The sequence below is a fragment of the Pseudarthrobacter sp. alpha12b genome, from assembly GCF_054130495.1.
Genome location: NZ_CP196746.1, coordinates 1 through 22826, shown reverse-complemented (window position 1 = coordinate 22826; position 22826 = coordinate 1). Strand labels below are relative to the sequence as shown.

Here is a 22826-nt window from a genome sequence, read left to right as displayed (position 1 = left end):
GGACCATAGTGGTCTGACCAAAGCCATCCCCATCGCCCTCAACGTGGAGGAACTCCGTGGACCACTTCACCCCAAGCACCGACCCGGTGCTGAACAGCGTTGCCTGGTCGGCCATCGTCGGCCTGTTGCCGCTGCTGACCTTCTTTGTCCTTCTCGCCGTCGTCAAGACCAAAGCCCACGTGGCGGGGGCGTTTGCCCTGCTGGTGGCCCTGGCGGTAGGCATCCTGGCTTTCAAGATGCCGGCCGGCCTGGCGCTCCTGTCCGCCACCCAAGGCGGGGTTTTCGGCGCCTTCCCCGTCCTGTGGATCGTGGTCATGGCCGTGTGGCTCTACCAGGTGACGGTGCTCAGCGGCCGCTTTGAAGACCTCCGCAGGGTCTTCGATGTCATTGGCGGCGGCGATGTCCGCCTGCAGGGCGTCCTGATTGCGTTCTGCTTCGGCGGGCTGCTCGAGGCCCTTGCCGGATTCGGCGCGCCGGTGGCCATCACCGCCACCATGCTCCTGGCCCTGGGCCTTCCGCCGCTGCGGGCCGCTGCCGCCGTCCTGGTTGCCAACACCGCACCGGTGGCCTTTGGTGCCATGGCCATCCCGATCACTACCGCTGCCGGGCTCACCGGCCTGCACGCGACGGACATTGGTGCCATGGTGGGCCGCCAGGCCCCGCTGCTGGCGACCTTCGTCCCGCTGATCCTGCTCTTCATCCTTGACGGCCGCAAGGGTTTGAAAGACTGCTGGCCCGCCGCTGTGGTCATCGGATTCTCCTTCGCCGCAGCTCAGTTCCTCTGCTCCAACTACTTCTCCTACGAACTCACGGACATCATGGCCTCGCTGGTGGGCCTGGGCGCGGCCGTCCTGTTCTTCCGCTTCTGGAAGCCCAGGGGCACCGCGGCGGCACGTGACCGGCTGGGCGTCGCCGTGGAAGCCACCGCCGCTGGCACCAGGGCGCGAAACCAGGGTTCGCGAAGCGCCCGCGCAGGAAGCGTCGCCACCGTACACGCCGCGGACGGCGAAGGCCTCACCCCGGCACGCACGTGGCTCGCGCTGTTTCCCTACTTCCTCGTCATTGTGGTGTTCGGTATCGCCAAACTGTGGAAGCTCGGCGTCGACCTTCCCGCCGTCCTCGCCGCCACCGATGTCAAGGTCCCGTGGCCTGTCCTCCACGACGCCCTGGTAAGCGCCGACGGCAAGCCGCTGTCCTCCACCACCTACGTCTTCCAGTGGCTGTCCAGCCCCGGTACGCTCCTGCTGATCACGGGCCTGATTGTGGCTGTGGTCTACGCCCGCTTCGATGACCACGGCCGCTTCCACATGACTGTAGGCAACGCCGTGGCCGAAATCGGACGGACCATCTTCAAGATGCGCTGGGCCGGCCTCACCATCATCACGGTGCTCGCCCTGGCCTACGTCATGAACAACTCCGGCCAGACTGTCTCGATCGGCGTCTGGCTGGCCGGTACCGGGAGCTTCTTCGCGTTCCTCTCCCCCGTGCTCGGCTGGCTGGGCACGGCCGTGACCGGCTCGGACACCTCCGCGAACGCCCTGTTTGCCAAGCTGCAGCAGACTGCCGGCGTGAATGCAGGCATCGATCCCAACCTGCTCGTGGCCGGCAACACGGCCGGCGGGGTGGTGGGCAAACTCATCAGCCCGCAGAACCTCGCCATTGCCGCCACCGCCGTCAACCTTGACGGCCAGGAGTCGGTCCTTCTGCGTAAGGTAGTCGGATGGAGCGTGGGGTTGCTTCTGGTGCTGTGCACCATCGTCTACCTGCAGTCCACCCCAGTCCTGGGCTGGATGCTTCCGTAGCCCAACCACCCGCGCACAACCGGGGTGCGGGCCCGCCGGCCCGCACTCCCCCACCCCAGAGGATGGCCCGTGACAACCGCCGCAGCCGGAGCAACCCCCCGACGCCGAACCCACGACGCGCTCCTGAAAGACATTGAAGCGGACCTGCGGGACGGAAAAATCAAGGTCGGCGACCGGCTCCCGGGCGAACGGACCCTGGCCGAAAACTACGGGATCTCCAGGGCGTCGGTACGCGAAGCCATCCGTATCCTGGACGCCATGGGCGTGGTCCGCAGCTCGGTGGGCTCAGGCCCCACCTCCGGCGCCATCGTGGTCTCCGATCCGTCCGCCGGGCTCTCCTCCGCCCTCCGGCTGCATGTTGCCAGCAGCCGGCTGCCGGTCCAGGACATCGTCCAAACCCGTATCCTCCTGGAAACCTGGACGGCGCATGCAGGCGCGGCGCGCGAAGGCGGTGACGCGGAACGGGAAGAGGCGGGCAAACTGCTCGAAGCCATGGACCACCCCGAGGTGGACCGCGCAGCCTTCCACGAGCTGGATGCCAGGTTCCATGTGGCCCTGAGTTCGCTCGCGGGCAACGAGGTGATGGCCACCATCATGGAGTCCCTCAGCGGTTCGATCGTCGGCTACGTCAAGGGAGCCATGGACGCGATGGAGGACTGGCCGGCCGTCCTGGCAGTCCTGCGCACCCAACACCACGGAATCTTTGATGCCGTCCAGTCCCGGGACGGCGAGCTCGCCGCGCGCCTGCTGCGCGAGCACATCGAATGGTTCTACCAGCGGGCCGGGGACGCCACCGCGCCCCAGCCCCGCACCGTCACCTGATTTTTGGAGCACGCATGAGAACCACAGCGGCAGGAGCCGAATCCCCCATCCAACAGCTGGACCTGGAGACCGTCAGCACGCGGGACCTGGACCGCCATGCCATGGCCCACGACGCGTCGCATTACCTCCTGGTCCCGCAGGGAGTAGCCACTCCACGCAACGCCGCAGACGTCGGCGCCCTGTTGCAGCGCAGCCGGGAGCTCAGGATTCCCGCCACCTTCAGGTCCGGCGGCACCAGCCTGTCGGGTCAGGCCCTGAGTGACAGCCTGCTGATCAACACCCGCCAGCACTTCCGGGGCATCGAGGTCCTCGACGGCGGCGCCCGGGTCCGCGTCCAGCCCGGCGCCACGGTGCGCAGCGTCAACGCCCGGCTGGCCGCCTTTGGACGCAAACTCGGCCCGGATCCTGCGAGCGAGATCGCCTGCACCGTGGGCGGTGTCATCGCGAACAACTCCTCCGGGATGGCGTGCGGCACCGAGTTCAATACCTACCGGACGCTGGAATCCATGGTGCTGGTGCTGCCCTCCGGAACGGTCATCGACACAGCGGACGCCGACGCCGACGGGCGTTTGCGGGCGCTGGAACCGGAACTCCACGACGGGCTGCTGAGGCTGCGCCGCCGGGTGGTGGGCAACGAAGACTCCGTCCGCATCATCGGTTCGCTGTTCTCGATGAAGAACACCATGGGCTACGGGGTGAACTCGTTCCTGGACTATGAACGGGCCGTCGACATCCTGATGCACCTCATGATCGGCAGCGAAGGCACCCTGGGCTTCGTAGCCGAGGCTGTCTTCCGGACCGTCGAGGTCAAGCCCGCCGTCGCCACTGGCCTACTGGTATTCAACACCCTGGACGCGGCCACCGCAGCCCTGCCGGACCTGGTTTCCACCGGCCTGGCCACCATCGAACTCATGGACGCGGCGGCCCTGAAGGTCGCCCAGGGTGCCGCCGATGCCCCCGCCGCCATCCGGACACTGCCCGTCCAGGGACACGCCGCGCTGCTGGTTGAACACCAGGGCTCGGACGCCGCGGAGCTGTCCGGCAAGCGGGCAGGCTCGCAGCAGCTGTTCGACTCGCTGGACCTGGCCACGCCCTTCGCGCTGACCTCGGACCCCAAAGACCGGGCTGCCCTCTGGCACGTGCGCAAAGGCCTGTACACCGCTGTGGCCGGTGCCCGCCCGTCGGGAACCAACGCGCTGCTGGAAGACATCGTGGTGCCGGTCCCCGCCCTCGCGGACACCTGCGGCGAACTGACGCGGCTCTTCCACGAGCACCGCTACAAGGAATCGGTGATCTTCGGACACGCGAAGGACGGGAACGTCCACTTCATGCTCAACGAGCGTTTTGACGATCCGGCCCAGCTCCTGCGCTACCAGGCCTTCACCGACGAGATGGTGGACCTGGTCCTCGGCGCGGGCGGCTCGCTCAAGGCCGAGCACGGCACCGGGCGCATCATGGCGCCCTTTGTCCGCCGCCAGTACGGCGACGAGCTCTACGGAGTCATGCAGGAGATCAAGCGGCTGATCGACCCGCTCAACCTTCTGAACCCGGGCGTGCTGCTCGCCGATGAGCCGCTCTCCTACATCGAGAACCTCAAGGTGGCACCGACGGTGGAGGAGGAAGTGGACCGCTGCGTCGAGTGCGGGTACTGCGAACCGGTCTGCCCGAGCAAGGACATCACGCTCACACCCCGCCAGCGCATTGTGCTCCGGCGCGACATTGCTGCCGCTGAGCAACGCGGCGACCATGCCCTCGCCGCCAGCCTCCGCAAGGACTACGACTACGACGGCGTGCAGACCTGTGCCGCCGACGGCATGTGCGTCACCGCCTGCCCGGTGCTCATCAACACCGGCGACCTGGTGCGGCGGCTGCGAAAGGAGAACGCGAACACCGTGGCCGCGGCCGGCTGGAACAAGGCCGCCGAAAGCTGGGGCGCCGTGACCGCCGCCGGCGGGCTGGCCCTAACCGTGGCGAAGGCCATGCCGGGCCCGCTGCCAAAGGCCGCGACCGCCGTCGGCCGTGCCCTGCTGGGGCCCGAAGCGGTACCTGCCTACGCCGACGTACTGCCCGGCGGTGGTTTCAGGCGCCGGGCACGCCGGGACCCAGGCAGCATCGCGGTGTTCTTCCCCGCCTGCATCGGCACCATGTTCGGCCCGGCCGATGCTCCGGAAGGCGCCGCGAAGGGCTCGGCCCAGGCCTTCCTGGACCTTTGCGAACGCGCCGGCGTGCAGATCACCGTTCCGGAAGGCATCGACAGCCTGTGCTGCGGGACCCCGTGGAAGTCCAAGGGCTTCTCCCAGGGCTACGAGGCCATGACGGTTAAGGTCCTGGACCGGCTGTACGAGGCCAGCGGCCGGGGCGCGCTGCCGGTGGTGTGCGATGCCGCCTCCTGCACGGAAGGCCTGGACACCATGAAGCGCCTTGCGGGTGCGGGCGGAGAACGGTACGCCGGGCTGCGGTTTGTGGACTCCGTGGAGTTTGTGCACGAACACGTTCTGGGCCAGCTCACGGTAACTGCCCCGCTGGGTTCCATCGCGCTGCACCCCACGTGCTCATCCACGCAGATGGGGACCAACCCGGCGCTGCTGGAGATTGCCAAGGCTGTCACGGAGGATGTGTTCGTGCCGCTGAATTGGGGCTGCTGCGCGTTCGCAGGCGACCGGGGCCTGCTCCATCCTGAACTCACCGATTCCGCGACCAACCGGCAGGCCGGCGAGATCAACGAGCGGGAGTTCGACGCCTATGCCTCCACCAACCGCACCTGCGAGCTGGGGATGTCCAAGGCGACCGGTCACTCGTACCGCCACCTGCTGGAAATCCTTGAGGAGGCCACGCGGCCCTGAGGCTTCCCCGCTAGACTGGCCGGGCAAGGACGGATTGGGGGATCCTGGGCGGCGCTGCCGCTGTTCCGCTGGTCGGTCGCAGCCAGCGGACCCAAGGATCATCATGACTTTCTTCCAGGACTTTCCGGTCCCTCCCCTGCCGCCTCGGCCGCGGACCACGAGGTACGTCCCGCCGCCGTGGGCAGCGGCCCCGGTTTACGAGCTGCCGGCCGCCGTCCATTTGGGCAGGTTCGTGAGCCGGAGCCCGAGCATGGTGGTGGCGATCAAGGGCGCGGACGTGTTCTCCACAGGGTGCTTGTTCAATCTGTCCTGGGTCCTTCGCAGGGCGGATCAGACGGAGGAGGACTGGGCAGACCTGCAGCACTTGTTTTTCCAGCCGGGCAGGGGCATCCGCCGCGGCAGTGGCCGGCAGACCGGGCTGATGTTCGGCGTCGAATTCCCTGATGGTTCAAAGGCCAGCACCGGTGCCCTTGGGCCTCATGGATTGATGGAGCGGGGCCAGGAGCCTGAGCCTCCCACCCTCGTCCTGAACAACGGCGGCGGCAGCGGCGGTGACGACGAATTCTCCGGCAGCGGCACGCTCTGGCTGTGGCCGCTGCCCCCAGCCGGGGATCTCCGGCTGGTTTGCCAGTGGACGGATTTCGGCCTGGAAGAAACGTCATTAATGCTCGACGGCGGGACGTTGCGTCAGGCGGCGGCGTCCGTTCAGCCGTACTAGCCGGAGGAGGAGCGCAACGATGGGTGACGTGGCCGGGCTTGTGCTGTTTGTGCTCTTCGGGGCGATCTTCTTCTACATCCTGTACGGCGTGATCCGCGCCGCGGTCCGCGACGGGATCGGCCAGGCCGACGAGCGCCGCGCCAAGCGTTCAGAACAACCTGACGGGACCGTCCGCTGACACTCCCGCCCCATGCCTGCTGCGACAGAACCGGCGCATACTGGTCCTATGAACGCGACAGGTGCCACGTGGTGGTTGCCCTGGCTGGTCCTCATCCCGTGCGTGGCCATTTGGGGTTACAGCTTGATCGACTTCAGCCAGACGGACGAACGGGACATCCGCACCTTCAGCAGGGACGTCTGGCTGGTGCTCCTCGTCTTCGGAAGCGTGCTCGGCGGAGTTGCGTGGCTCGTGGCCGGACGTCCCCTGCCGCCGGGTGCCCGCCGTCGTACCTAAATTGCCGAGACGATGCTTCCGTAGCCCTGCAGGAACATGCGGCGGCCCTGGCCTTCGTCGGCCCACACCCAGATGACCGAATAGTCGGACGTCACGGCGTCCACCACGCCGGTGCCGGCCAGGGTTCCTTCGGCGAAGCGGACGCGGTCCCCCACCGCCAGCCGTGGATGCCTGGTCCGCTTCCTTCGGGGCCGGAGCGTGGCGGTTTCCCCCGCCATGGCAAGGTCTGACGGGCAGGGGGTGGGGTGCTGGCGCATCGGATTCCTCGGGCTCGCGGGCGGATGGTCAGCTCATTACCACCCTGCCCGCTGCTCCAGGTCACGCCCTCCGGCGTGGTGCAGCAAGACTAACGCGCCGGTACCCCGGAATGCACAGCCGGCGCCCACGGGACGGAGTGTGACTGCCCGTCCCGTGGGCGCCGGTGGGCATGCCGGGCCCGGAAAAACTCAGTCCAGCGCCGCCACCGAACCCAGTGCGTCCCACGCGAAGCTGGCAAGCCAGTGGGTGGACATGAAGTCGCCGCTCTCCAGCCCGGACAGCCCGGCCTTCAACAGCGGGTCCAGTGCCTCGCTGAGCACGGCGGCAGCGGTGGAAGCCTCCGGTGTGGCGGATGCCCGAAGCGTGGCGATGATCCGTGCCACCTGCCCGGCGCGGGTGAGGTTCAGCCCGTGCAGGTGCACCAGGTAGCCGTCGGTCTCATCCGTCACGCTCACGGGCTGCAGGATCCGCGACTCCACGGAAAGCTCCGGGAGGAACGCTGCGAACCAGGAAGCAAACTCGTCTGCCGGCAGCACGCGGCGCATCAGGTCCGCCTCGCTCAGGCCGGCGGAGAGGAAGTCCTGGCCGCTGAGCTCCCAGTCGCCCGGCCAGCCGCGGTCGTTGCCGAACCAGCCGCGCGCGGCTTCCTCGCACGCTTTCGCGGCATCATCGCGGCCCAGCGACCGGAACGCATCCAGCATGTAGCCCACGCCGAACGCGGCGTTGGTGTGCAGCCCGTGCCGCACCGGATATTGGGCTTTGACCATCCACGCGGCGCTGAGGTCCGCCACGGCATCCACCAGCGGATCCAGGGCAGTGCCCCACTCGCGGATCTGGGCATCGGAGGAGGCGGCACATGTGGCGGCCAGCCGCATCAGCCAGGCCCACCCGTACGGCCGCTCCCAGGACGGATTGGCCAGCAGGTAGTCCCGCTCCACCGCCAGCTTGGCCGCGGTCAGGTTGGCGCCCAGCGCTTCCCGAAGTGATGCTTCAGTGGCGCCATCCACCCAGGCCGCCGTCCCGCCGTCGGACGCTCCTGCCTGAGGCGAAGCCCCGCCCAGCAGGCTGGCGCCGAGCCAGTGCATGTGCACGCAGGAGTGCCAGTCGAAGGAGGTGCAGAAGGCGGGGTGGATCTGCTCGGGGGTGGGCCGGTCGTCGGCGGACACCTGGGTGTGGTGGGCCGAGTGCGGGAAGGGCTCGGAAAGGTTGCCCAGCACCACGGCTGCGTAGTCCGGCGCCGCCTGTGCGCGAAGATCGTTGTCCATCATGCTCCTTTGAAAGGCAGGTCAGGGGAAGGCAGGGTTAGTGGAAGGCCAGGAAGTACATCAGTGCGATGTTGACCGCCAGCAGCGGGATGGCCGTTCCCACCTGCGCCGTGATGACACCGTACTTGTTCTTCATCTCCAGCAGCGCGGACGGCACCAGGTTGAAGTTGGCGGCCATGGGGGTGCAGAGTGTGCCGCAGAAGCCGGCCAGCATGCCGATGGCGAAGACGATGGCGGGGTCGCCGTGGAAGGTCTCCACCAGCACGGGCCAGCCGATGGCCGCGGTCATGATGGGGAACGCCGCGAAGCCGTTGCCCATCAGCACGGTGAACAGGAACATGCCCACGCAGTAGACGATCACACCGGCGATCAGCGAGCCCTTGGGCAGCAGCCCGGAGGCGAGGCTGCCCACGGCGGTGCCCACGCCGGCCTTGGTGAAGAGGATGCCCAGCGTGGTGAGCATCTGCGGCAGCAGCGCCGCCCAACCGATGGACTCAAGGATGCGGCGGCTTTCGAAAATGGGCGTGGCCGGGTTCTTGGGCTTGAGGATCACCAGGGCGACGACGACGGCGGCCACCGCGCCAATGGCCAGGGCTACCAGCGTGGTGTTCTTGGGGTCGAGCAGCGGGGTGCCGCCGATGGACAGCAGGGGTGCCGCGAGCACCAGGATCACGGTAACCAGGGGAAGCGTCAGCGCCGGGATGAAGAGCTTGTTGCCGAAGCGCTTGGCGTAGGCCTCGCGCTCGGGGCCGGTGGAGGAGCGGTGCTTGCCGTGGCCCAGCAGGCCGGTGGATGCCAGCACCACCAGGACCAGGACGGCGATGCCCAGGATCCAGCCCGGCGCGGTGCCGGCCTGGACCCAGGTGCTGTAGAAGAAGCACAGGCCCAGCAGGCCCCAGAAGGCGGAGCTGCCCCACCGGCGGGGGTGGTTGGTGTCGGCGGCAATCAGTGATGCCCAGGCGACGAACAGAATGCCGATCAGCCAGTAGACGGCTTCAACGTTGATCATTTGGCTTCTCCTGCGGTTTCCTTCTGGGCGGTGAGCTCGTACTCGCGGTATTCCTTGTCCAGCTGCTTGTCCAGGCGCAGGAGCCGGAAGCCGTGGATGAGGAAGGCCGCGATGGCGGTGGGGATGGCCCAGAGGGCCAGCTGGAGCGGTTCCAGGTGCAGGTGGTACGTGGTGTCAACGAAGGTGGTGATCAGCAGGATGGAACCGACCGCCACGAACACGTCCTCGCCGAAGAACACGCCCACGTTGTCCGCGGCGGCGGAGTGGCCCTTGATCTTCTCGCTGATCTTTTCCGGCACGTGCCCGTAGCGGCGCAGCGCGGCGCCCTCGGCCATGGGGAAGACCAGCGGGCGGACGGTCTGGGCGTGGCCGCCGATGCTGTTCAGGCCTACGGCGGCGGTCAGCTGGCGCACTGCCAGGTAGCCGATCAGGACGCGGCCTGCCGTCAGTTTGGCCAGGCGTCCGATGAGGATCTTGGCCTGCTCCTGCAGCCCGAAGAACTCGATGATGCCAACCACCGGCAGCACCGCAACGAAGATGGTGACCGATCGGCTGCTGGCGAAGCCGGTGCCGAACGAGTCGAGGATCTGCGCCGGGTTCATTCCGCCCAGCAGTGCGGTGACGATGCCGGCGACGGTGACGACGATCAGGGGGTTCAGGCGGATGGCGAAGCCAACGATCACCAGCAGCACCCCGATGAGTACAAGCATGATTATCCCTTCCCAGGGGACCCGTGACGGGTCTGCGAAAGTGGGGGCCGGCGCGTCCATGGGGTTGGTCAGTTGGGGTGACGGCGCCGAGGGGCGGGAGCCCCGGCACGTTGGCGCTGCAGGGTTAAGTGAGCTGCAGAACAACGGTGTGATCTAAAGCATAGCTTTTTGTTCAACAATCCTGCAACCCCCTTTTGGGGGAAGGTGTTGGCTAGCGGCCGACGGCGTCGAGCAGCTGGGCTTCGGCACGGTCCAGGTAGGCGGCCAGGAAGTCCGCTGCCGCGGCCCGGTCCCCGGCTGCCAGGAGTTCCACGATCCGGGCGTTGTCCTCGACGTAGGGCTCATGGAACGCGGGGTTGGCGGCCATCGAGTGGAAGACCAGGCGCATTTCGGCCAGGACCTGGTCCATGAGGCTGTTGAGCCGCTCGCTTCCGGCGCGGTCAACGATGGCGCGGTGGAAGTCCTGGTTGGCCCCGGCCATGCCGGGAATGTCGCCCTCCACGGCGGCGGCCCTGGCGGCCTTGATGATGCCCGTGAGGGACTCCATCGAGGCTTCGCCGGACCACAGCACCGCGGCGGGCTCCAGGAACCGGCGCACGCGGTAGATTTCGCGGATGTCGTCCGCCGTGGGGTGGGCAACGAACACGCCGCGGTTGGGGATGCGGGTGACGATGTGCTCGGCGTGCAGCGCTGTGAACGCCTCCCGGAGGGTGTTGCGGGAGACGCCAAGGGCCTCGCGGAGGGCTTCCTCCGCGAGCTTGGAGCCGGGCGCGAGCTGGCCCGCGGCGATGCGGCTGCGGAGCTGGGCGGCCACCCAGAGGCCTGTTTCGGCGTGCTTGGTGGTCCTGGCCTGGGCTTGGAGATCGGCCAGTACCTCGTCAAACGTCATGGCACCACGATATCGGGCCGGATACCGGCACTCTGTCCGCACCGAACGTATTCCGCCATCATGGTGACCATGACGTGGCTGGACGGCCTCCAGTTCGACCCAATCGCCCCGCTGCTGTCCAGCGGGCACCCTGCCGTGCGCTCCTGGGCCGTCCGGGAGCTGCTTCCCGGGCCGGCAGGGCTGCCACCCACCCCGGCAGGAGCACCCGACGAGGCACTCTGGGACCTTCCGATCCCGCGCGGGATCCTGCGGCGCCAGGCGGCCGACGGTTCGTGGGCCTATCCGGGAAGGCGGCCGCGGGCCAGCACGGACTACGACCTGCTGGAGACCTACCGGCAACTCGGGTTCCTCGTGGAGATGTTCGGGCTGACGCACCGGCACCCGGCTCTCGCCGCAGCCGCCGCCCATGTGCTCTCACACCAGTCCGCCCAAGGTGATATTCGAGGGATTTACGGCAACCAGGTGTCTCCCAACTACACGGCGGCCCTCATCGGGCTCCTGAGCAAAGCGGGGTACTGCGACGACCCCCGCGTGGAACGCGCGTTTAGCTGGCTTGAGGCGTCCCGGCAGGACGACGGTGGCTGGGCCCTTCCGCTGCGCACCCGAGGGAGGAATCTCGACGCGCTCGAGGATCCGCAGACCGTCCCCGGCGATCCTGCACAGCCGTTCTCGCACCTGATCACCGGGGTCGTGCTCAGGGCCTACGCAGCCCATCCCAGGCACCGCGCAGGCACCTCCGCCCAGAAGGCTGCGGAATTGCTGGCGGGCCGCTTCTTCGAGCCGGACGCCTATCCGGATAAGGGCCGCGTCTCCGACTGGACCGAATTTAGCTTTCCCTTCTGGATGACGGACCTCGTTTCCGCCCTCGACGCCATCAGCATCATCCGCCCCGGCTTCAGATCGGAAAAAACCGACCAGGCGCGCGACTGGCTGGCCGCACACCAGGAACCGTCCGGGCTCTTCACCGGCCACCTGCTCCGGGACAGGTTCCACGACCTCCAGCTCTGGTTCAGCCTGGCAGTGTGCCGCGTGTTCGCGCGTATGCCCTCGTGAGGCCGGCTCACCCGATGGTGGCCAGCACCTGTCCGGGCGCCACGGCGTCTCCGGCGGCAGCGAATTGCTCCCCCAGGGTGCCGGCGCGGTGGGCGGCAACGGCCGTTTCCATTTTCATGGCTTCGAGCACCAGCACCGTGTCGCCTTCCGCAACGCTGGCCCCGGGCTCAGCCAGCCACTTGACCACGGTGCCGGCCATGGTGGCCAGCAGGTCGCCGTCGTTCTTCTCCGCCGCAGTCTCCGCCCGGCTTTCCGGAGCCTCGGCACCGCGCCGGCCGCCGCCATCCAGCAGGGAATCCAGCAGCGCCTTGGGCAGCCCCAATTCCATGCGTTTGCCGTCGACCTCAATGCCGATGGTCCGGCGGGGTTCCTCCGGGGCGGCGGGGCTGAACGCGGGATCAGCCTCGAGGGCGGTGGTGAATTCGTTTTCGATCCAGGTGGTGTAGACGCCCAGGGCGTCCACACGGGTGAAGTCGGGGGCATCCACCACGGCCCGGTGGAACGGCAGCACGGTGGCCAGGCCGCCGATGCGGAACTCGTGCAGGGCGCGGCGGGCGCGGCGGAGGGCCTGCTGCCGGTCCGCGCCGGTCACCACGAGCTTGGCGAGCAGCGAGTCGAACTGCCCGGGCACCACGGATCCTGCGCGGACGCCGGTGTCCAGGCGGATCCCGGGCCCCGTGGGCACCTCGAACTCCGTGACTGCTCCGGGGGATGGCAGGAAGCCGCGGCCTGGATCCTCGGCGTTGATGCGGAACTCAAACGCGTGCCCGCGCGGCTCGGGGTCCTCCAGGATGGGAAGCGTCTCCCCCGCAGCGATGGCCAGCTGGGCAGCCACCAGGTCCACGCCGGATGTTTCCTCGGTGATGGGGTGCTCCACCTGCAGCCGGGTGTTGACCTCCAGGAAGCTCAGGAAGCCGGAACCGTCCAGCAGGTACTCCACGGTGCCGGCGCCGACGTACCCGGCCTCCCGGCAGATGGCCTTGGCCGAGGCGTGGATTGCGGTCCGCTGTTCGGGGGTGAGGAAGGGAGCGGGGGCCTCCTCCACCAGTTTCTGGTGGCGGCGCTGCAGCGAACAGTCGCGGGTGCCCACCACCACCACGTTGCCGTGGGTGTCCGCGATGACCTGGGCTTCCACGTGGCGCGGCCGGTCCAGGAACTTCTCCACGTAGCACTCGCTCCGGCCGAAGGCGGCCAGGGATTCGCGCACCGCGGAGTCGAAGCTTTCCTCAACGTCGGCCAGGTTCCGGACCACCTTGAGGCCGCGGCCGCCGCCGCCGAAGGCAGCCTTGATGGCCACCGGCAGGCCAACCTGCTCAGCAAAGGCGCGGACCTCGGCGGCGCTGGCCACCGGTCCGTCGCTGCCGGGTGCCAGCGGCGCGCCGGCGCGGACGGCTACCTCGCGGGCACTGACCTTGTCCCCCAGCAGCCGGATGGTCTCCGGGGAGGGGCCGATCCAGGTCAGGCCGGCGTCGATCACTGCCTGGGCGAAGCCGGCGTTCTCGGACAGGAAACCGTAGCCGGGGTGGACGGCGTCAGCGCCGCTCTTCGCCGCGACCGCCAGGATCTTTTCGATGTCCAGGTACGTTTCCTGCGGCCGCGCACCGGCCAGGGAGTATGCCTCGGTGGCTGCGGAGACATGGAGCGCGTCTGCATCGGGATCGGCATAGACGGCCACACTGTCCAGGCCTGCATCGTCGCAGGCCCGGGCGATTCGGACGGCAATTTCGCCGCGGTTGGCAATGAGGACTTTACGCATGGGATTCCTTTGGTGTTTCGGGCAGTGCTGCCTGGGGTGCCGCAGCGGCGAACCGCACGGTGGTGCCGGGGGGAAGTTGCGCGGCCTTGTCCAGGTCGGCATGGACGACGACGGCAATCACCGGGTACCCGCCGGTCACGGGATGGTCGGAGAGGAAGAGTACTGGCTGGCCTTCGGGCGGCACCTGCACGGCGCCGCGGACGGTGCCTTCACTGGCAAGTTCGCCGTCCCGGTTGCGGGTGAGTGCCTGGCCGTTCAATCGCAGTCCGATCCGGTTCGATTGCGGCGTGACGGTCCACTCCTGGGACAGGAAGGTCTGCAGCGTGTCGGCACTGAACCAGTCCTGCCTTGGTCCGGGGACCACGCGCAGCACGGTGGCGTGGTCCTGGTCCGGGAGGGGTGATACCTCGGGGTGGCCCACCACGCTGCCCGGCTTCGGGGCCTGGACGGGAAGGATGGCCCCGGCCTGGAGCGGTTCGGGACCGATCCCGGACATCGTGTCAGTGGAACGGCTTCCCAGGGCTTCGGGGCCACCCAGTCCGCCGCGGACCGCAATGTAGGAGCGCAGCCCGGCGGTGGGGGTTCCCACGGTCAGCTTCTCCCCTGCCAGCAGCGGGAAGGGGACGTCGCAATCGGGCTGCCGTGCCGCCGTCGTCCGCTGTGATGCCTCGCCTTCCGGGGTGATCTGGAGCGCAACAGTGGCTCCGGTGACGGCAAGGACCTGGTCGCTGAGGGCTTCAAGTTCGAGTCCGCCGAAGAGCAGTTCGATCCCGGCGGCGTCCTCCGTGTTGCCCACCAGTCGGTTGGCGCGGCGCAGGGCTCCGCGGTCCATGGCACCGGCGCTGCTGACGCCAAGGGATGCGTACCCCGGGCGCCCCAGGTCCTGGACGGTGGCCTGCAGCCCGGGTTTGCGGACGGCAAGGCCTGCGGGAGCTTGTTCCCCTGCCGGGGCCTGGTTGGTGGGGGTCTCCTGCTGCTGGACCAGCGCGGCCCGCGCACGGACTGCGTTGAACCTGACGGTATCGCCGGGGCGGATCAGGGCAGGGTTTTCCCGGTTCAAGTCCCACATGGCGGCGTCGGTCCGGCCGATGAGCTGCCAGCCGCCGGGTGACTGGCGGGGGTAGACCGCGGAGTAGGCGCCACCCAGGGCCACGGCTCCGGCAGGGACAGCCGTGCGGGGCGAATGGCGGCGCGGGACCTCAAGGCTGGAGTTCTCGCCGGTGAGGTAGGCGAATCCGGGCGCGAAGCCGGCAAAGGCAGCGGTCCACAGCTGGCCCGCGTGGGCGGCCACTACTGCCTCGCGGCCCAGGCCGGTGAGCGCCGCAACCTCGTCCAGGTCCTCGCCGTCGTACACAACGTCGACGGTGACCAGCATGCTGTCGGTCTCCGCGGGGGCTTGCAGGTCAAGGCCGCTGACGTGCCGGGCCAGGGCCTGGACGGCTTGGGGTGAATCCGCGGTGATGAGCACGGTTGCTGCTGCTGCGATGACATCGATCTGGCCCGGCCGCGGATGCGCGGTGAGCTGCGCCTGGAGGCTGAGGACCGCGTCCAGCGAGGACAGCTCCACCAGGATGGCGCGGTCCCCCGCCGGCCGGATCCCGGTGAGTTGGGCGTGTGCGGACGGACTGGTTGCCTGCTGCTGCGTGATGGGCATGGCTAGGCGAAGCTTTGGATCTGGATGCCGGCATTTACCAGTGCGGTGCGGACGGCGGCGGCCATCGCCACGGCGCCGGGGGTGTCACCGTGCAGGCAGATGCTCTCGGCTTTGACGGTGACCAGCGATCCGTCGGTGGCGCGGACCACGCCGTCGCCGGCCAGGCGGAGGACGTGTTCGACGACGTCCTTCACCTCGTGCAGCACGGCGCCGGGTTCGCGCCGGGAGACCAGCGTGCCGTCCGGGTTGTAGGCGCGGTCAGCGAACGCTTCCGCCACGGTCCGCAGCCCGGCGGCCTGCGCCTGGCGCTGGATCTCCGAGTTGGGGAGCACCATGAGGGGCAGGGTGGGGTCCACGGCCAGGATGGCGGCAACGACCGCGCCGGCCTGCTTCGGGTGGTTCACGATGGTGTTGTAGAGGGCACCGTGGGGCTTGACGTAACGGACGGCCGTTCCGGCCGCCAGGGCAACGGCCTGGACCGCACCGATCTGGTAGACGACGTCTGCGGTCAGCTCCTCCGGCGTCATGTCCACGAACCGGCGGCCGAAGCCGGCCAGGTCCCGGTAGCCGGGGTGGGCACCCACGGTGACGCCGGCCTTCACCGCGGCCTGGCAGGTGGCCATGATGCCCACGGGGTCGCCCGCGTGGAAGCCGCAGGCTACGTTTGCGCTGGACACACTCTCAAAAATGGCGGCGTCATCGCCGAAGGACCAGTTCCCAAAGGACTCGCCGACGTCGCTGTTCAGGTCGATGCTGGGCATTGTGATCTCCGTCTCGGATTGCTGTCCTTCAAGAATGCCCTAAAAACTCGGATTGTTCAACAATCCTACGGACCCATTACCGCGCACCTTCCAGACGCCTCATCAGATCCTGCCGGTTTCCCTGGCATCCTCCATCACTACCTGCGGTTACACACTCAGGCCTGGGTGGACTGCCCGGAAGGGAGTGCTTCAGAAATTGTCCAAGGCGTCACGGAGCATCCGGTGGCCTTGTCTCTCGAACTCATGGTCGCCAACCTGGTGTGCCCAAGCAGCAGTGGAAACCGCCTCGCGCAGTAGCATCGCGTTCCAGAGCTCATTATCCCTGGGATCTGTCCCGTAACCCTCGAAAAAAGCTGACTCCAACTGGGGAGCCGTTCTCCACTGTTGTACGGCGAGGCGGCAGAAAGCGCTGGCAGCTGGTCTTAGCTCATACCTGCCAAAGTCGATGACCCTTAACTCGGTCTTGTCGATGAGCCAGTTGCGTGGTTGCCAGTCACCGTGAGTAGGGACGACAACAACTGGCTCCGGCTCATAGGCGCCGAGTATGGCCCTCGCCTTCGCTGCGACGGACTCTTCGATGCGGTGGGGTGCATCCAGCCAAGCCACAGCTTTGGCAGTGGCTGCCAACTCATAGTTTTCGTCGCTGCGACCGGCTTGGTCGTGAAAAGCACGGAGGAGACGCCCGGCCTGGATATACGTGTCTATCGCATACTCGGCGTCGGTGCCTTCAACGAGGCAACCTTCCAAGTATCCCGTCACCAGGATGTTCAAGAAACGGTCTGAGCGAATGAGCTTCGGTGCGCGATTCCGACGGGCCAAAACACCGGTGGAGGATTGGTGGGCTTCGATCTCACGCCCTATGTGGTGGTTGGAAGGCACGCCCGCTTTGACGATATATCTGTACTCCTCATGTTCCACCTCGAGTACCGCAGTATCCACGAGGTTCCAGGAGAGATCGTTGACCAGGCGAACGCCTGGGAGCCAGGCTTCCACGAGCTCAGCCTGCCTCATACTCAGACGGTTCAGGTGCCAGGACTGCATTCCTGCAGAATATCCTGCGCGCCGGCAGCCCCGAATCCGCCGGTATCGGCGGGGTTAAATGTGGGAGGCCCCAACCGTGTGGTTGGGGCCTCGACCATTTTTAATGTGTGTCCGGCGGTGACCTACTCTCCCACACCCTCCCGGGTGCAGTACCATCGGCGCTGTGGGTCTTAGCTTCCGGGTTCGGAATGGGACCGGGCGTTTCCCCCACGCTATGACCGCCGTAACCCTTTTACCCGGTCCCCCGGTGATGCTTTGGGGGTGGGAAGACTGGTGGTTACAACATTTGTGGTGTTGTTATTCAGTTGTTGGTTCCGTGTAACCGTTCCCCGTGGCGGGGTTGTTGGTTGGGAACCACATAGTGGACGCAAGCACAGTGTTTTGTATGTTTCTGTGTGGTGTAAGTTGTTGGCCTATTAGTACCGGTCAGCTTCACGAGTCGTTAGTCCTCGCTTCCACATCCGGCCTATCAACCCAGTGGTCTGGCTGGGGGCCTCTCACACATAAAGTGTATGGAAATCTCATCTCGAAGCGAGCTTCCCGCTTAGATGCTTTCAGCGGTTATCCCATCCGAACGTAGCTAATCAGCGGTGCACTTGGCAGTACAACTGACACACCAGAGGTTCGTCCGTCCCGGTCCTCTCGTACTAAGGACAGCCCTTCTCAAATTTCCTGCGCGCGCAGCGGATAGGGACCGAACTGTCTCACGACGTTCTAAACCCAGCTCGCGTACCGCTTTAATGGGCGAACAGCCCAACCCTTGGGACCTACTCCAGCCCCAGGATGCGACGAGCCGACATCGAGGTGCCAAACCATGCCGTCGATATGGACTCTTGGGCAAGATCAGCCTGTTATCCCCGAGGTACCTTTTATCCGTTGAGCGACGGCCATTCCACAATGTACCGCCGGATCACTAGTCCCGACTTTCGTCCCTGCTCGAGATGTCTCTCTCACAGTCAAGCTCCCTTGTGCACTTACACTCGACACCTGATTGCCAACCAGGCTGAGGGAACCTTTGGGCGCCTCCGTTACTTTTTAGGAGGCAACCGCCCCAGTTAAACTACCCATCAGGCACTGTCCCTGACCCGGATTACGGGCCGAAGTTAGATGTCCAAAGTGACCAGAGTGGTATTTCAACGATGACTCCACCCGAACTGGCGTCCGGGCTTCAACGTCTCCCACCTATCCTACACAAGCCACTCCGAACACCAATACCAAACTATAGTAAAGGTCTCGGGGTCTTTCCGTCCTGCTGCGCGTAACGAGCATCTTTACTCGTACTGCAATTTCGCCGAGTTTATGGTTGAGACAGCGGGGAAGTCGTTACTCCATTCGTGCAGGTCGGAACTTACCCGACAAGGAATTTCGCTACCTTAGGATGGTTATAGTTACCACCGCCGTTTACTGGGGCTTAAATTCTCAGCTTCGCCCTTACAGGCTAACCGGTCCTCTTAACCTTCCAGCACCGGGCAGGAGTCAGTCCGTATACATCGTCTTGCGACTTCGCACGGACCTGTGTTTTTAGTAAACAGTCGCTTCCCCCTGGTCTCTGCGGCCCCGATCCCCTCCCGGACGCGTAGTCCGTTCAAGGTTGGGGCCCCCCTTCTCCCGAAGTTACGGGGGCATTTTGCCGAGTTCCTTAACCATAATTCTCTCGATCGCCTTAGTATTCTCTACCTGATCACCTGTGTCGGTTTGGGGTACGGGCGGCTAAAACCTCGCGTCGATGCTTTTCTCGGCAGCATAGGATCACCAAATCCCCCCAAACGGGGGTCCCATCAGATCTCAGGCACAATGAGTGGCGGATTTGCCTACCACTCGCCCTACATCCTTAGACCGGGACAACCATCGCCCGGCTCGGCTACCTTCCTGCGTCACACCTGTTAATACGCTTGCCTCCCAGGATCAGGTCCCGCGCTCCACCAAAAACCTCACACCACAAGGGTGATCGGTCAGGTCTCGGGCGGTTAGTATCCCCTGTTCAACATGGACGGTTTTTCGCCGGTACGGGAATATCAACCCGTTGTCCATCGACTACGCCTGTCGGCCTCGCCTTAGGTCCCGACTTACCCAGGGCAGATTAGCTTGACCCTGGAACCCTTGATCATTCGGCGGACGGGTTTCTCACCCGTCTTTCGCTACTCATGCCTGCATTCTCACTCGTGTAGGCTCCACCGCTGGTTTACACCGCGACTTCACCGCCCACACGACGCTCCCCTACCCATCCAAACACCTGAACCACGAAGGCTTAGTCAATGCTTGAATGCCACAACTTCGGCGGTGTACTTGAGCCCCGCTACATTGTCGGCGCGGAATCACTTGACCAGTGAGCTATTACGCACTCTTTTAAGGGTGGCTGCTTCTAAGCCAACCTCCTGGTTGTCTGGGCAACTCCACATCCTTTCCCACTTAGCACACGCTTAGGGGCCTTAGTTGGTGGTCTGGGCTGTTTCCCTCTCGACTATGAAGCTTATCCCCCACAGTCTCACTGCTGCGCTCTCACTTACCGGCATTCGGAGTTTGGCTGACGTCAGTAACCTTGTAGGGCCCATTAGCCATCCAGTAGCTCTACCTCCAGCAAGAAACACGCAACGCTGCACCTAAATGCATTTCGGGGAGAACCAGCTATCACGAAGTTTGATTGGCCTTTCACCCCTACCCACAGCTCATCCCCTCCATTTTCAACTGAAGTGGGTTCGGTCCTCCACGACGTCTTACCGTCGCTTCAACCTGGCCATGGGTAGATCACTTCGCTTCGGGTCTAGATCACGCCACTCACACGCCCTATTCAGACTCGCTTTCGCTACGGCTGCCCCACACGGGTTAACCTCGCGACGTAACACTAACTCGCAGGCTCATTCTTCAAAAGGCACGCCGTCACCAGAATCAGACTGGCTCCGACGGATTGTAAGCACACGGTTTCAGGTACTGTTTCACTCCCCTCCCGGGGTACTTTTCACCTTTCCCTCACGGTACTGGTCCGCTATCGGTCATTAGGGAGTATTTAGGCTTATCAGGTGGTCCTGACAGATTCGCACGGGATTTCTCGGGCCCCGTACTACTTGGGATACTCTCACAGGCGGTACAAACACATTACGGTTACGGGACTAACACCCTCTCTGGCCGGCCTTTCAAAACCGTTCACCTATGCGCGCACATCACACCCCACCAGCCCGGCAGAACTGGTATGGAAAGTCCCACAACCCCGACCATGCAACGCCCGCCGGCTATCACACATGGAACGGTTTAGCCTGATCCGCGTTCGCTCGCCACTACTAACGGAATCACTATTGTTTTCTCTTCCTGCGGGTACTGAGATGTTTCACTTCCCCGCGTTCCCCCCACGCACCCTATGTGTTCAGGTACGGGTCACCGAGTCACTCGCGCGCTCGGCGGGGTTTCCCCATTCGGACACCCTGGGATCACAGTCCGGTTATCGACTCCCCCAGGCTTATCGCAGATTCCTACGTCCTTCTTCGGCTCCTAATGCCAAGGCATCCACCGTGTGCTCTTAAAAACTTGACCACAAAGATCAAAAACATTTTCGAGAGAACCATGAAAACCGTTCCACGCACCACAACCCCAAAAGAGTCACAGCACACGAACCAGATCCAGGTTCATTAATCTTGGAAATTGCTTCTTATACAAGATGCTCGCGTCCACTATGTAGTTCTCAAACAACAACCCCACACCACACACCCCACACACAAACACGTGCACGGACCGCCATGGCAGGGAAACCAGAAACAAAGTACCGAAGGCAAAAACCCCCGGCCCTGTTGCCTCAGGACCCAACAGTGTGCCAAACACTACCCAGCAGCAACAAACCAACCGCGTTCCAGGACAACCCCCACAAAGGAAAGCATCCGTACTAACAATGGTCCGTGCCACCAGGCACCTATTTGTTGATATTCCACCCATGAGCACCCGCCACGGAACAATCGTCCATGCTGCGGGCTTGCTTCCTGACAACACCACACACCAACATGCGCCGGTACGTGATCGTTGTAGGTGCTCCTTAGAAAGGAGGTGATCCAGCCGCACCTTCCGGTACGGCTACCTTGTTACGACTTAGTCCCAATCGCCAGTCCCACCTTCGACAGCTCCCTCCCACAAGGGGTTAGGCCACCGGCTTCGGGTGTTACCAACTTTCGTGACTTGACGGGCGGTGTGTACAAGGCCCGGGAACGTATTCACCGCAGCGTTGCTGATCTGCGATTACTAGCGACTCCGACTTCATGGGGTCGAGTTGCAGACCCCAATCCGAACTGAGACCGGCTTTTTGGGATTAGCTCCACCTCACAGTATCGCAACCCTTTGTACCGGCCATTGTAGCATGCGTGAAGCCCAAGACATAAGGGGCATGATGATTTGACGTCGTCCCCACCTTCCTCCGAGTTGACCCCGGCAGTCTCCTATGAGTCCCCACCATCACGTGCTGGCAACATAGAACGAGGGTTGCGCTCGTTGCGGGACTTAACCCAACATCTCACGACACGAGCTGACGACAACCATGCACCACCTGTAAACCGACCGCAAGCGGGGCACCTGTTTCCAGGCGTTACCGGTTCATGTCAAGCCTTGGTAAGGTTCTTCGCGTTGCATCGAATTAATCCGCATGCTCCGCCGCTTGTGCGGGCCCCCGTCAATTCCTTTGAGTTTTAGCCTTGCGGCCGTACTCCCCAGGCGGGGCACTTAATGCGTTAGCTACGGCGCGGAAAACGTGGAATGTCCCCCACACCTAGTGCCCAACGTTTACGGCATGGACTACCAGGGTATCTAATCCTGTTCGCTCCCCATGCTTTCGCTCCTCAGCGTCAGTTAATGCCCAGAGACCTGCCTTCGCCATCGGTGTTCCTCCTGATATCTGCGCATTTCACCGCTACACCAGGAATTCCAGTCTCCCCTACATCACTCTAGTCTGCCCGTACCCACCGCAGATCCGGAGTTGAGCCCCGGACTTTCACGGCAGACGCGACAAACCGCCTACGAGCTCTTTACGCCCAATAATTCCGGATAACGCTTGCGCCCTACGTATTACCGCGGCTGCTGGCACGTAGTTAGCCGGCGCTTCTTCTGCAGGTACCGTCACCTTGCGGCTTCTTCCCTACTGAAAGAGGTTTACAACCCGAAGGCCGTCATCCCTCACGCGGCGTCGCTGCATCAGGCTTGCGCCCATTGTGCAATATTCCCCACTGCTGCCTCCCGTAGGAGTCTGGGCCGTGTCTCAGTCCCAGTGTGGCCGGTCACCCTCTCAGGCCGGCTACCCGTCGTCGCCTTGGTAGGCCATTACCCCACCAACAAGCTGATAGGCCGCGAGTCCATCCAAAACCACAAAAGCTTTCCACCAACCACCATGCGATAGTCGGTCATATCCGGTATTAGACCCAGTTTCCCAGGCTTATCCCAGAGTCAAGGGCAGGTTACTCACGTGTTACTCACCCGTTCGCCACTAATCCCCCCACAAGTGAGGTTCATCGTTCGACTTGCATGTGTTAAGCACGCCGCCAGCGTTCATCCTGAGCCAGGATCAAACTCTCCGTTGAAAACAAACAGACACAACCACAACCACCGGAAATAACGGCGGAAACAGCTGCACAAAATTTGAAACCAGCTAAAAACACCAGGCCCATCCACGGGGTGGACAAACCCAGCACAATCAACCAATTTTTATAAAAAATCGGTATCAACAAACTTGGCACACTATTGAGTTCTCAAACAACAGACACACCCGGCACCACCCAAACTTTCGTTCAGGATCGCTCCGGAGCAACTTTTCAAACTTACCGAT

The 22826-nt window shown here is 64.6% G+C and carries 17 protein-coding genes and 3 rRNA genes; 8 read left to right on the top strand and 12 right to left on the bottom strand.

What is annotated here, in order from left to right; translation table 11 throughout:
- Window positions 1-56 precede the first annotated feature (56 nt).
- From ACTAQI_RS00100 to ACTAQI_RS00075, 6 genes are all read left to right on the top strand, one after another.
- A complete protein-coding gene (locus ACTAQI_RS00100; RefSeq protein ID WP_457948690.1) occupies window positions 57-1802 on the top strand; it encodes an L-lactate permease in 1746 nt (581 codons plus the stop codon).
- A 69-nt stretch (window positions 1803-1871) separates the two neighbouring features.
- On the top strand, window positions 1872-2624 hold the full coding sequence (locus ACTAQI_RS00095) for a FadR/GntR family transcriptional regulator (RefSeq protein ID WP_457948689.1): 753 nt from the start codon (window positions 1872-1874) through the stop codon (window positions 2622-2624).
- A gap of 14 nt (window positions 2625-2638) precedes the next feature.
- Window positions 2639-5467, top strand: coding sequence for an FAD-binding and (Fe-S)-binding domain-containing protein (locus ACTAQI_RS00090; RefSeq protein ID WP_457948688.1), 2829 nt, complete (start codon window positions 2639-2641; stop codon window positions 5465-5467).
- 103 nt (window positions 5468-5570) lie between these two features.
- Entirely contained in the window at window positions 5571-6185 is a 615-nt protein-coding gene (locus ACTAQI_RS00085; protein WP_457948687.1) for a hypothetical protein, read from the top strand.
- Window positions 6186-6204: 19 nt separating this feature from the next.
- Window positions 6205-6363, top strand: a complete 159-nt coding sequence (locus tag ACTAQI_RS00080) for a hypothetical protein (RefSeq protein WP_457948686.1) — start codon at window positions 6205-6207, stop codon at window positions 6361-6363.
- A gap of 48 nt (window positions 6364-6411) precedes the next feature.
- A complete protein-coding gene (locus tag ACTAQI_RS00075; RefSeq protein WP_457948685.1) occupies window positions 6412-6639 on the top strand; it encodes a hypothetical protein in 228 nt (75 codons plus the stop codon).
- Here the strand turns inward: ACTAQI_RS00075 and ACTAQI_RS00070 are convergent.
- The 4 genes from ACTAQI_RS00070 to ACTAQI_RS00055 form a co-directional block, all read right to left on the bottom strand.
- On the bottom strand, window positions 6636-6896 hold the full coding sequence (locus tag ACTAQI_RS00070) for a hypothetical protein (RefSeq protein ID WP_457948684.1): 261 nt from the start codon (window positions 6894-6896) through the stop codon (window positions 6636-6638). The two genes, ACTAQI_RS00075 and ACTAQI_RS00070, sit on opposite strands and share 4 nt — an antisense overlap.
- Window positions 6897-7085: 189 nt before the next feature.
- Window positions 7086-8165, bottom strand: coding sequence for a DUF2891 family protein (locus ACTAQI_RS00065; protein ID WP_457948683.1), 1080 nt, complete (start codon window positions 8163-8165; stop codon window positions 7086-7088).
- A 34-nt stretch (window positions 8166-8199) separates the two neighbouring features.
- On the bottom strand, window positions 8200-9171 hold the full coding sequence (locus tag ACTAQI_RS00060; RefSeq protein ID WP_457948682.1) for a DUF979 domain-containing protein: 972 nt from the start codon (window positions 9169-9171) through the stop codon (window positions 8200-8202).
- The gene (locus ACTAQI_RS00055; protein ID WP_457948681.1) at window positions 9168-9881 is read right to left on the bottom strand and encodes a DUF969 domain-containing protein; all 714 of its coding nucleotides are present in this window, start codon (window positions 9879-9881) and stop codon (window positions 9168-9170) included. The genes ACTAQI_RS00060 and ACTAQI_RS00055 overlap by 4 nt, the downstream gene beginning before the upstream one ends.
- On the opposite strand from ACTAQI_RS00055, the gene ACTAQI_RS00050 reads away from it, so the two are divergent.
- Window positions 9880-10038, top strand: a complete 159-nt coding sequence (locus tag ACTAQI_RS00050) for a hypothetical protein (protein WP_457948680.1) — start codon at window positions 9880-9882, stop codon at window positions 10036-10038. The two genes, ACTAQI_RS00055 and ACTAQI_RS00050, sit on opposite strands and share 2 nt — an antisense overlap.
- Window positions 10039-10092: 54 nt before the next feature.
- Here ACTAQI_RS00050 and ACTAQI_RS00045 read toward each other — a convergent pair whose 3' ends face one another.
- Window positions 10093-10770, bottom strand: a complete 678-nt coding sequence (locus ACTAQI_RS00045) for a GntR family transcriptional regulator (protein WP_457948679.1) — start codon at window positions 10768-10770, stop codon at window positions 10093-10095.
- Between the two features lie 69 nt (window positions 10771-10839).
- Here ACTAQI_RS00045 and ACTAQI_RS00040 point away from each other — a divergent pair, with 69 nt between their 5' ends.
- Window positions 10840-11823 carry an adenosine deaminase gene (locus ACTAQI_RS00040; protein ID WP_457948678.1) on the top strand — a complete coding sequence of 328 codons (984 nt, stop codon included), beginning with the start codon at window positions 10840-10842 and terminating at the stop codon, window positions 11821-11823.
- A gap of 7 nt (window positions 11824-11830) precedes the next feature.
- Here the strand turns inward: ACTAQI_RS00040 and ACTAQI_RS00035 are convergent, their stop codons facing one another.
- The 7 genes from ACTAQI_RS00035 to ACTAQI_RS00005 all read right to left on the bottom strand — a co-directional run bounded on the left by ACTAQI_RS00035 (window position 11831) and on the right by ACTAQI_RS00005 (window position 22581).
- Complete coding sequence (locus tag ACTAQI_RS00035) at window positions 11831-13579, bottom strand: acetyl/propionyl/methylcrotonyl-CoA carboxylase subunit alpha (protein ID WP_457948677.1); 1749 nt, start codon at window positions 13577-13579, stop codon at window positions 11831-11833.
- Window positions 13572-15233: a 5-oxoprolinase subunit B/C family protein gene (locus ACTAQI_RS00030; protein ID WP_457948676.1), complete on the bottom strand. Its 1662-nt coding sequence runs from the start codon at window positions 15231-15233 to the stop codon at window positions 13572-13574. The genes ACTAQI_RS00035 and ACTAQI_RS00030 overlap by 8 nt, the downstream gene beginning before the upstream one ends.
- 2 nt (window positions 15234-15235) lie before the next feature.
- Window positions 15236-15994 carry a LamB/YcsF family protein gene (locus ACTAQI_RS00025; protein ID WP_457948675.1) on the bottom strand — a complete coding sequence of 253 codons (759 nt, stop codon included), beginning with the start codon at window positions 15992-15994 and terminating at the stop codon, window positions 15236-15238.
- Window positions 15995-16183: 189 nt separating this feature from the next.
- Window positions 16184-16987, bottom strand: coding sequence for a phosphotransferase (locus ACTAQI_RS00020; protein ID WP_457948674.1), 804 nt, complete (start codon window positions 16985-16987; stop codon window positions 16184-16186).
- 157 nt (window positions 16988-17144) lie between these two features.
- Window positions 17145-17261, bottom strand: a 5S ribosomal RNA gene (rrf, locus tag ACTAQI_RS00015).
- 169 nt (window positions 17262-17430) lie between these two features.
- Window positions 17431-20560 (bottom strand): 23S ribosomal RNA (locus ACTAQI_RS00010).
- A 497-nt stretch (window positions 20561-21057) separates the two neighbouring features.
- Window positions 21058-22581: ribosomal RNA gene (locus tag ACTAQI_RS00005) — 16S ribosomal RNA — on the bottom strand.
- The 16S, 23S and 5S rRNA genes sit together here, the layout of an rRNA operon.
- Between the last annotated feature and the right edge of the window lie 245 nt (window positions 22582-22826).

Excerpts from the sequence above, each read along its gene's own strand:
- ACTAQI_RS00050 (WP_457948680.1), top strand. The coding sequence starts at position 9,880 with ATGATTATCCCTTCCCAGGGGACCCGTGACGGGTCTGCGAAAGTGGGG.
- ACTAQI_RS00030 (WP_457948676.1), bottom strand. The coding sequence starts at position 15,233 with ATGCCCATCACGCAGCAGCAGGCAACCAGTCCGTCCGCACACGCCCAA.
- ACTAQI_RS00035 (WP_457948677.1), bottom strand. The coding sequence starts at position 13,579 with ATGCGTAAAGTCCTCATTGCCAACCGCGGCGAAATTGCCGTCCGAATC.
- ACTAQI_RS00080 (WP_457948686.1), top strand. The coding sequence starts at position 6,205 with ATGGGTGACGTGGCCGGGCTTGTGCTGTTTGTGCTCTTCGGGGCGATC.
- ACTAQI_RS00060 (WP_457948682.1), bottom strand. The coding sequence starts at position 9,171 with ATGATCAACGTTGAAGCCGTCTACTGGCTGATCGGCATTCTGTTCGTC.
- ACTAQI_RS00055 (WP_457948681.1), bottom strand. The coding sequence starts at position 9,881 with ATGCTTGTACTCATCGGGGTGCTGCTGGTGATCGTTGGCTTCGCCATC.
- ACTAQI_RS00085 (WP_457948687.1), top strand. The coding sequence starts at position 5,571 with ATGACTTTCTTCCAGGACTTTCCGGTCCCTCCCCTGCCGCCTCGGCCG.
- ACTAQI_RS00070 (WP_457948684.1), bottom strand. The coding sequence starts at position 6,896 with ATGCGCCAGCACCCCACCCCCTGCCCGTCAGACCTTGCCATGGCGGGG.
- ACTAQI_RS00045 (WP_457948679.1), bottom strand. The coding sequence starts at position 10,770 with ATGACGTTTGACGAGGTACTGGCCGATCTCCAAGCCCAGGCCAGGACC.
- ACTAQI_RS00090 (WP_457948688.1), top strand. The coding sequence starts at position 2,639 with ATGAGAACCACAGCGGCAGGAGCCGAATCCCCCATCCAACAGCTGGAC.
- ACTAQI_RS00065 (WP_457948683.1), bottom strand. The coding sequence starts at position 8,165 with ATGATGGACAACGATCTTCGCGCACAGGCGGCGCCGGACTACGCAGCC.
- ACTAQI_RS00075 (WP_457948685.1), top strand. The coding sequence starts at position 6,412 with ATGAACGCGACAGGTGCCACGTGGTGGTTGCCCTGGCTGGTCCTCATC.
- ACTAQI_RS00040 (WP_457948678.1), top strand. The coding sequence starts at position 10,840 with ATGACGTGGCTGGACGGCCTCCAGTTCGACCCAATCGCCCCGCTGCTG.
- ACTAQI_RS00025 (WP_457948675.1), bottom strand. The coding sequence starts at position 15,994 with ATGCCCAGCATCGACCTGAACAGCGACGTCGGCGAGTCCTTTGGGAAC.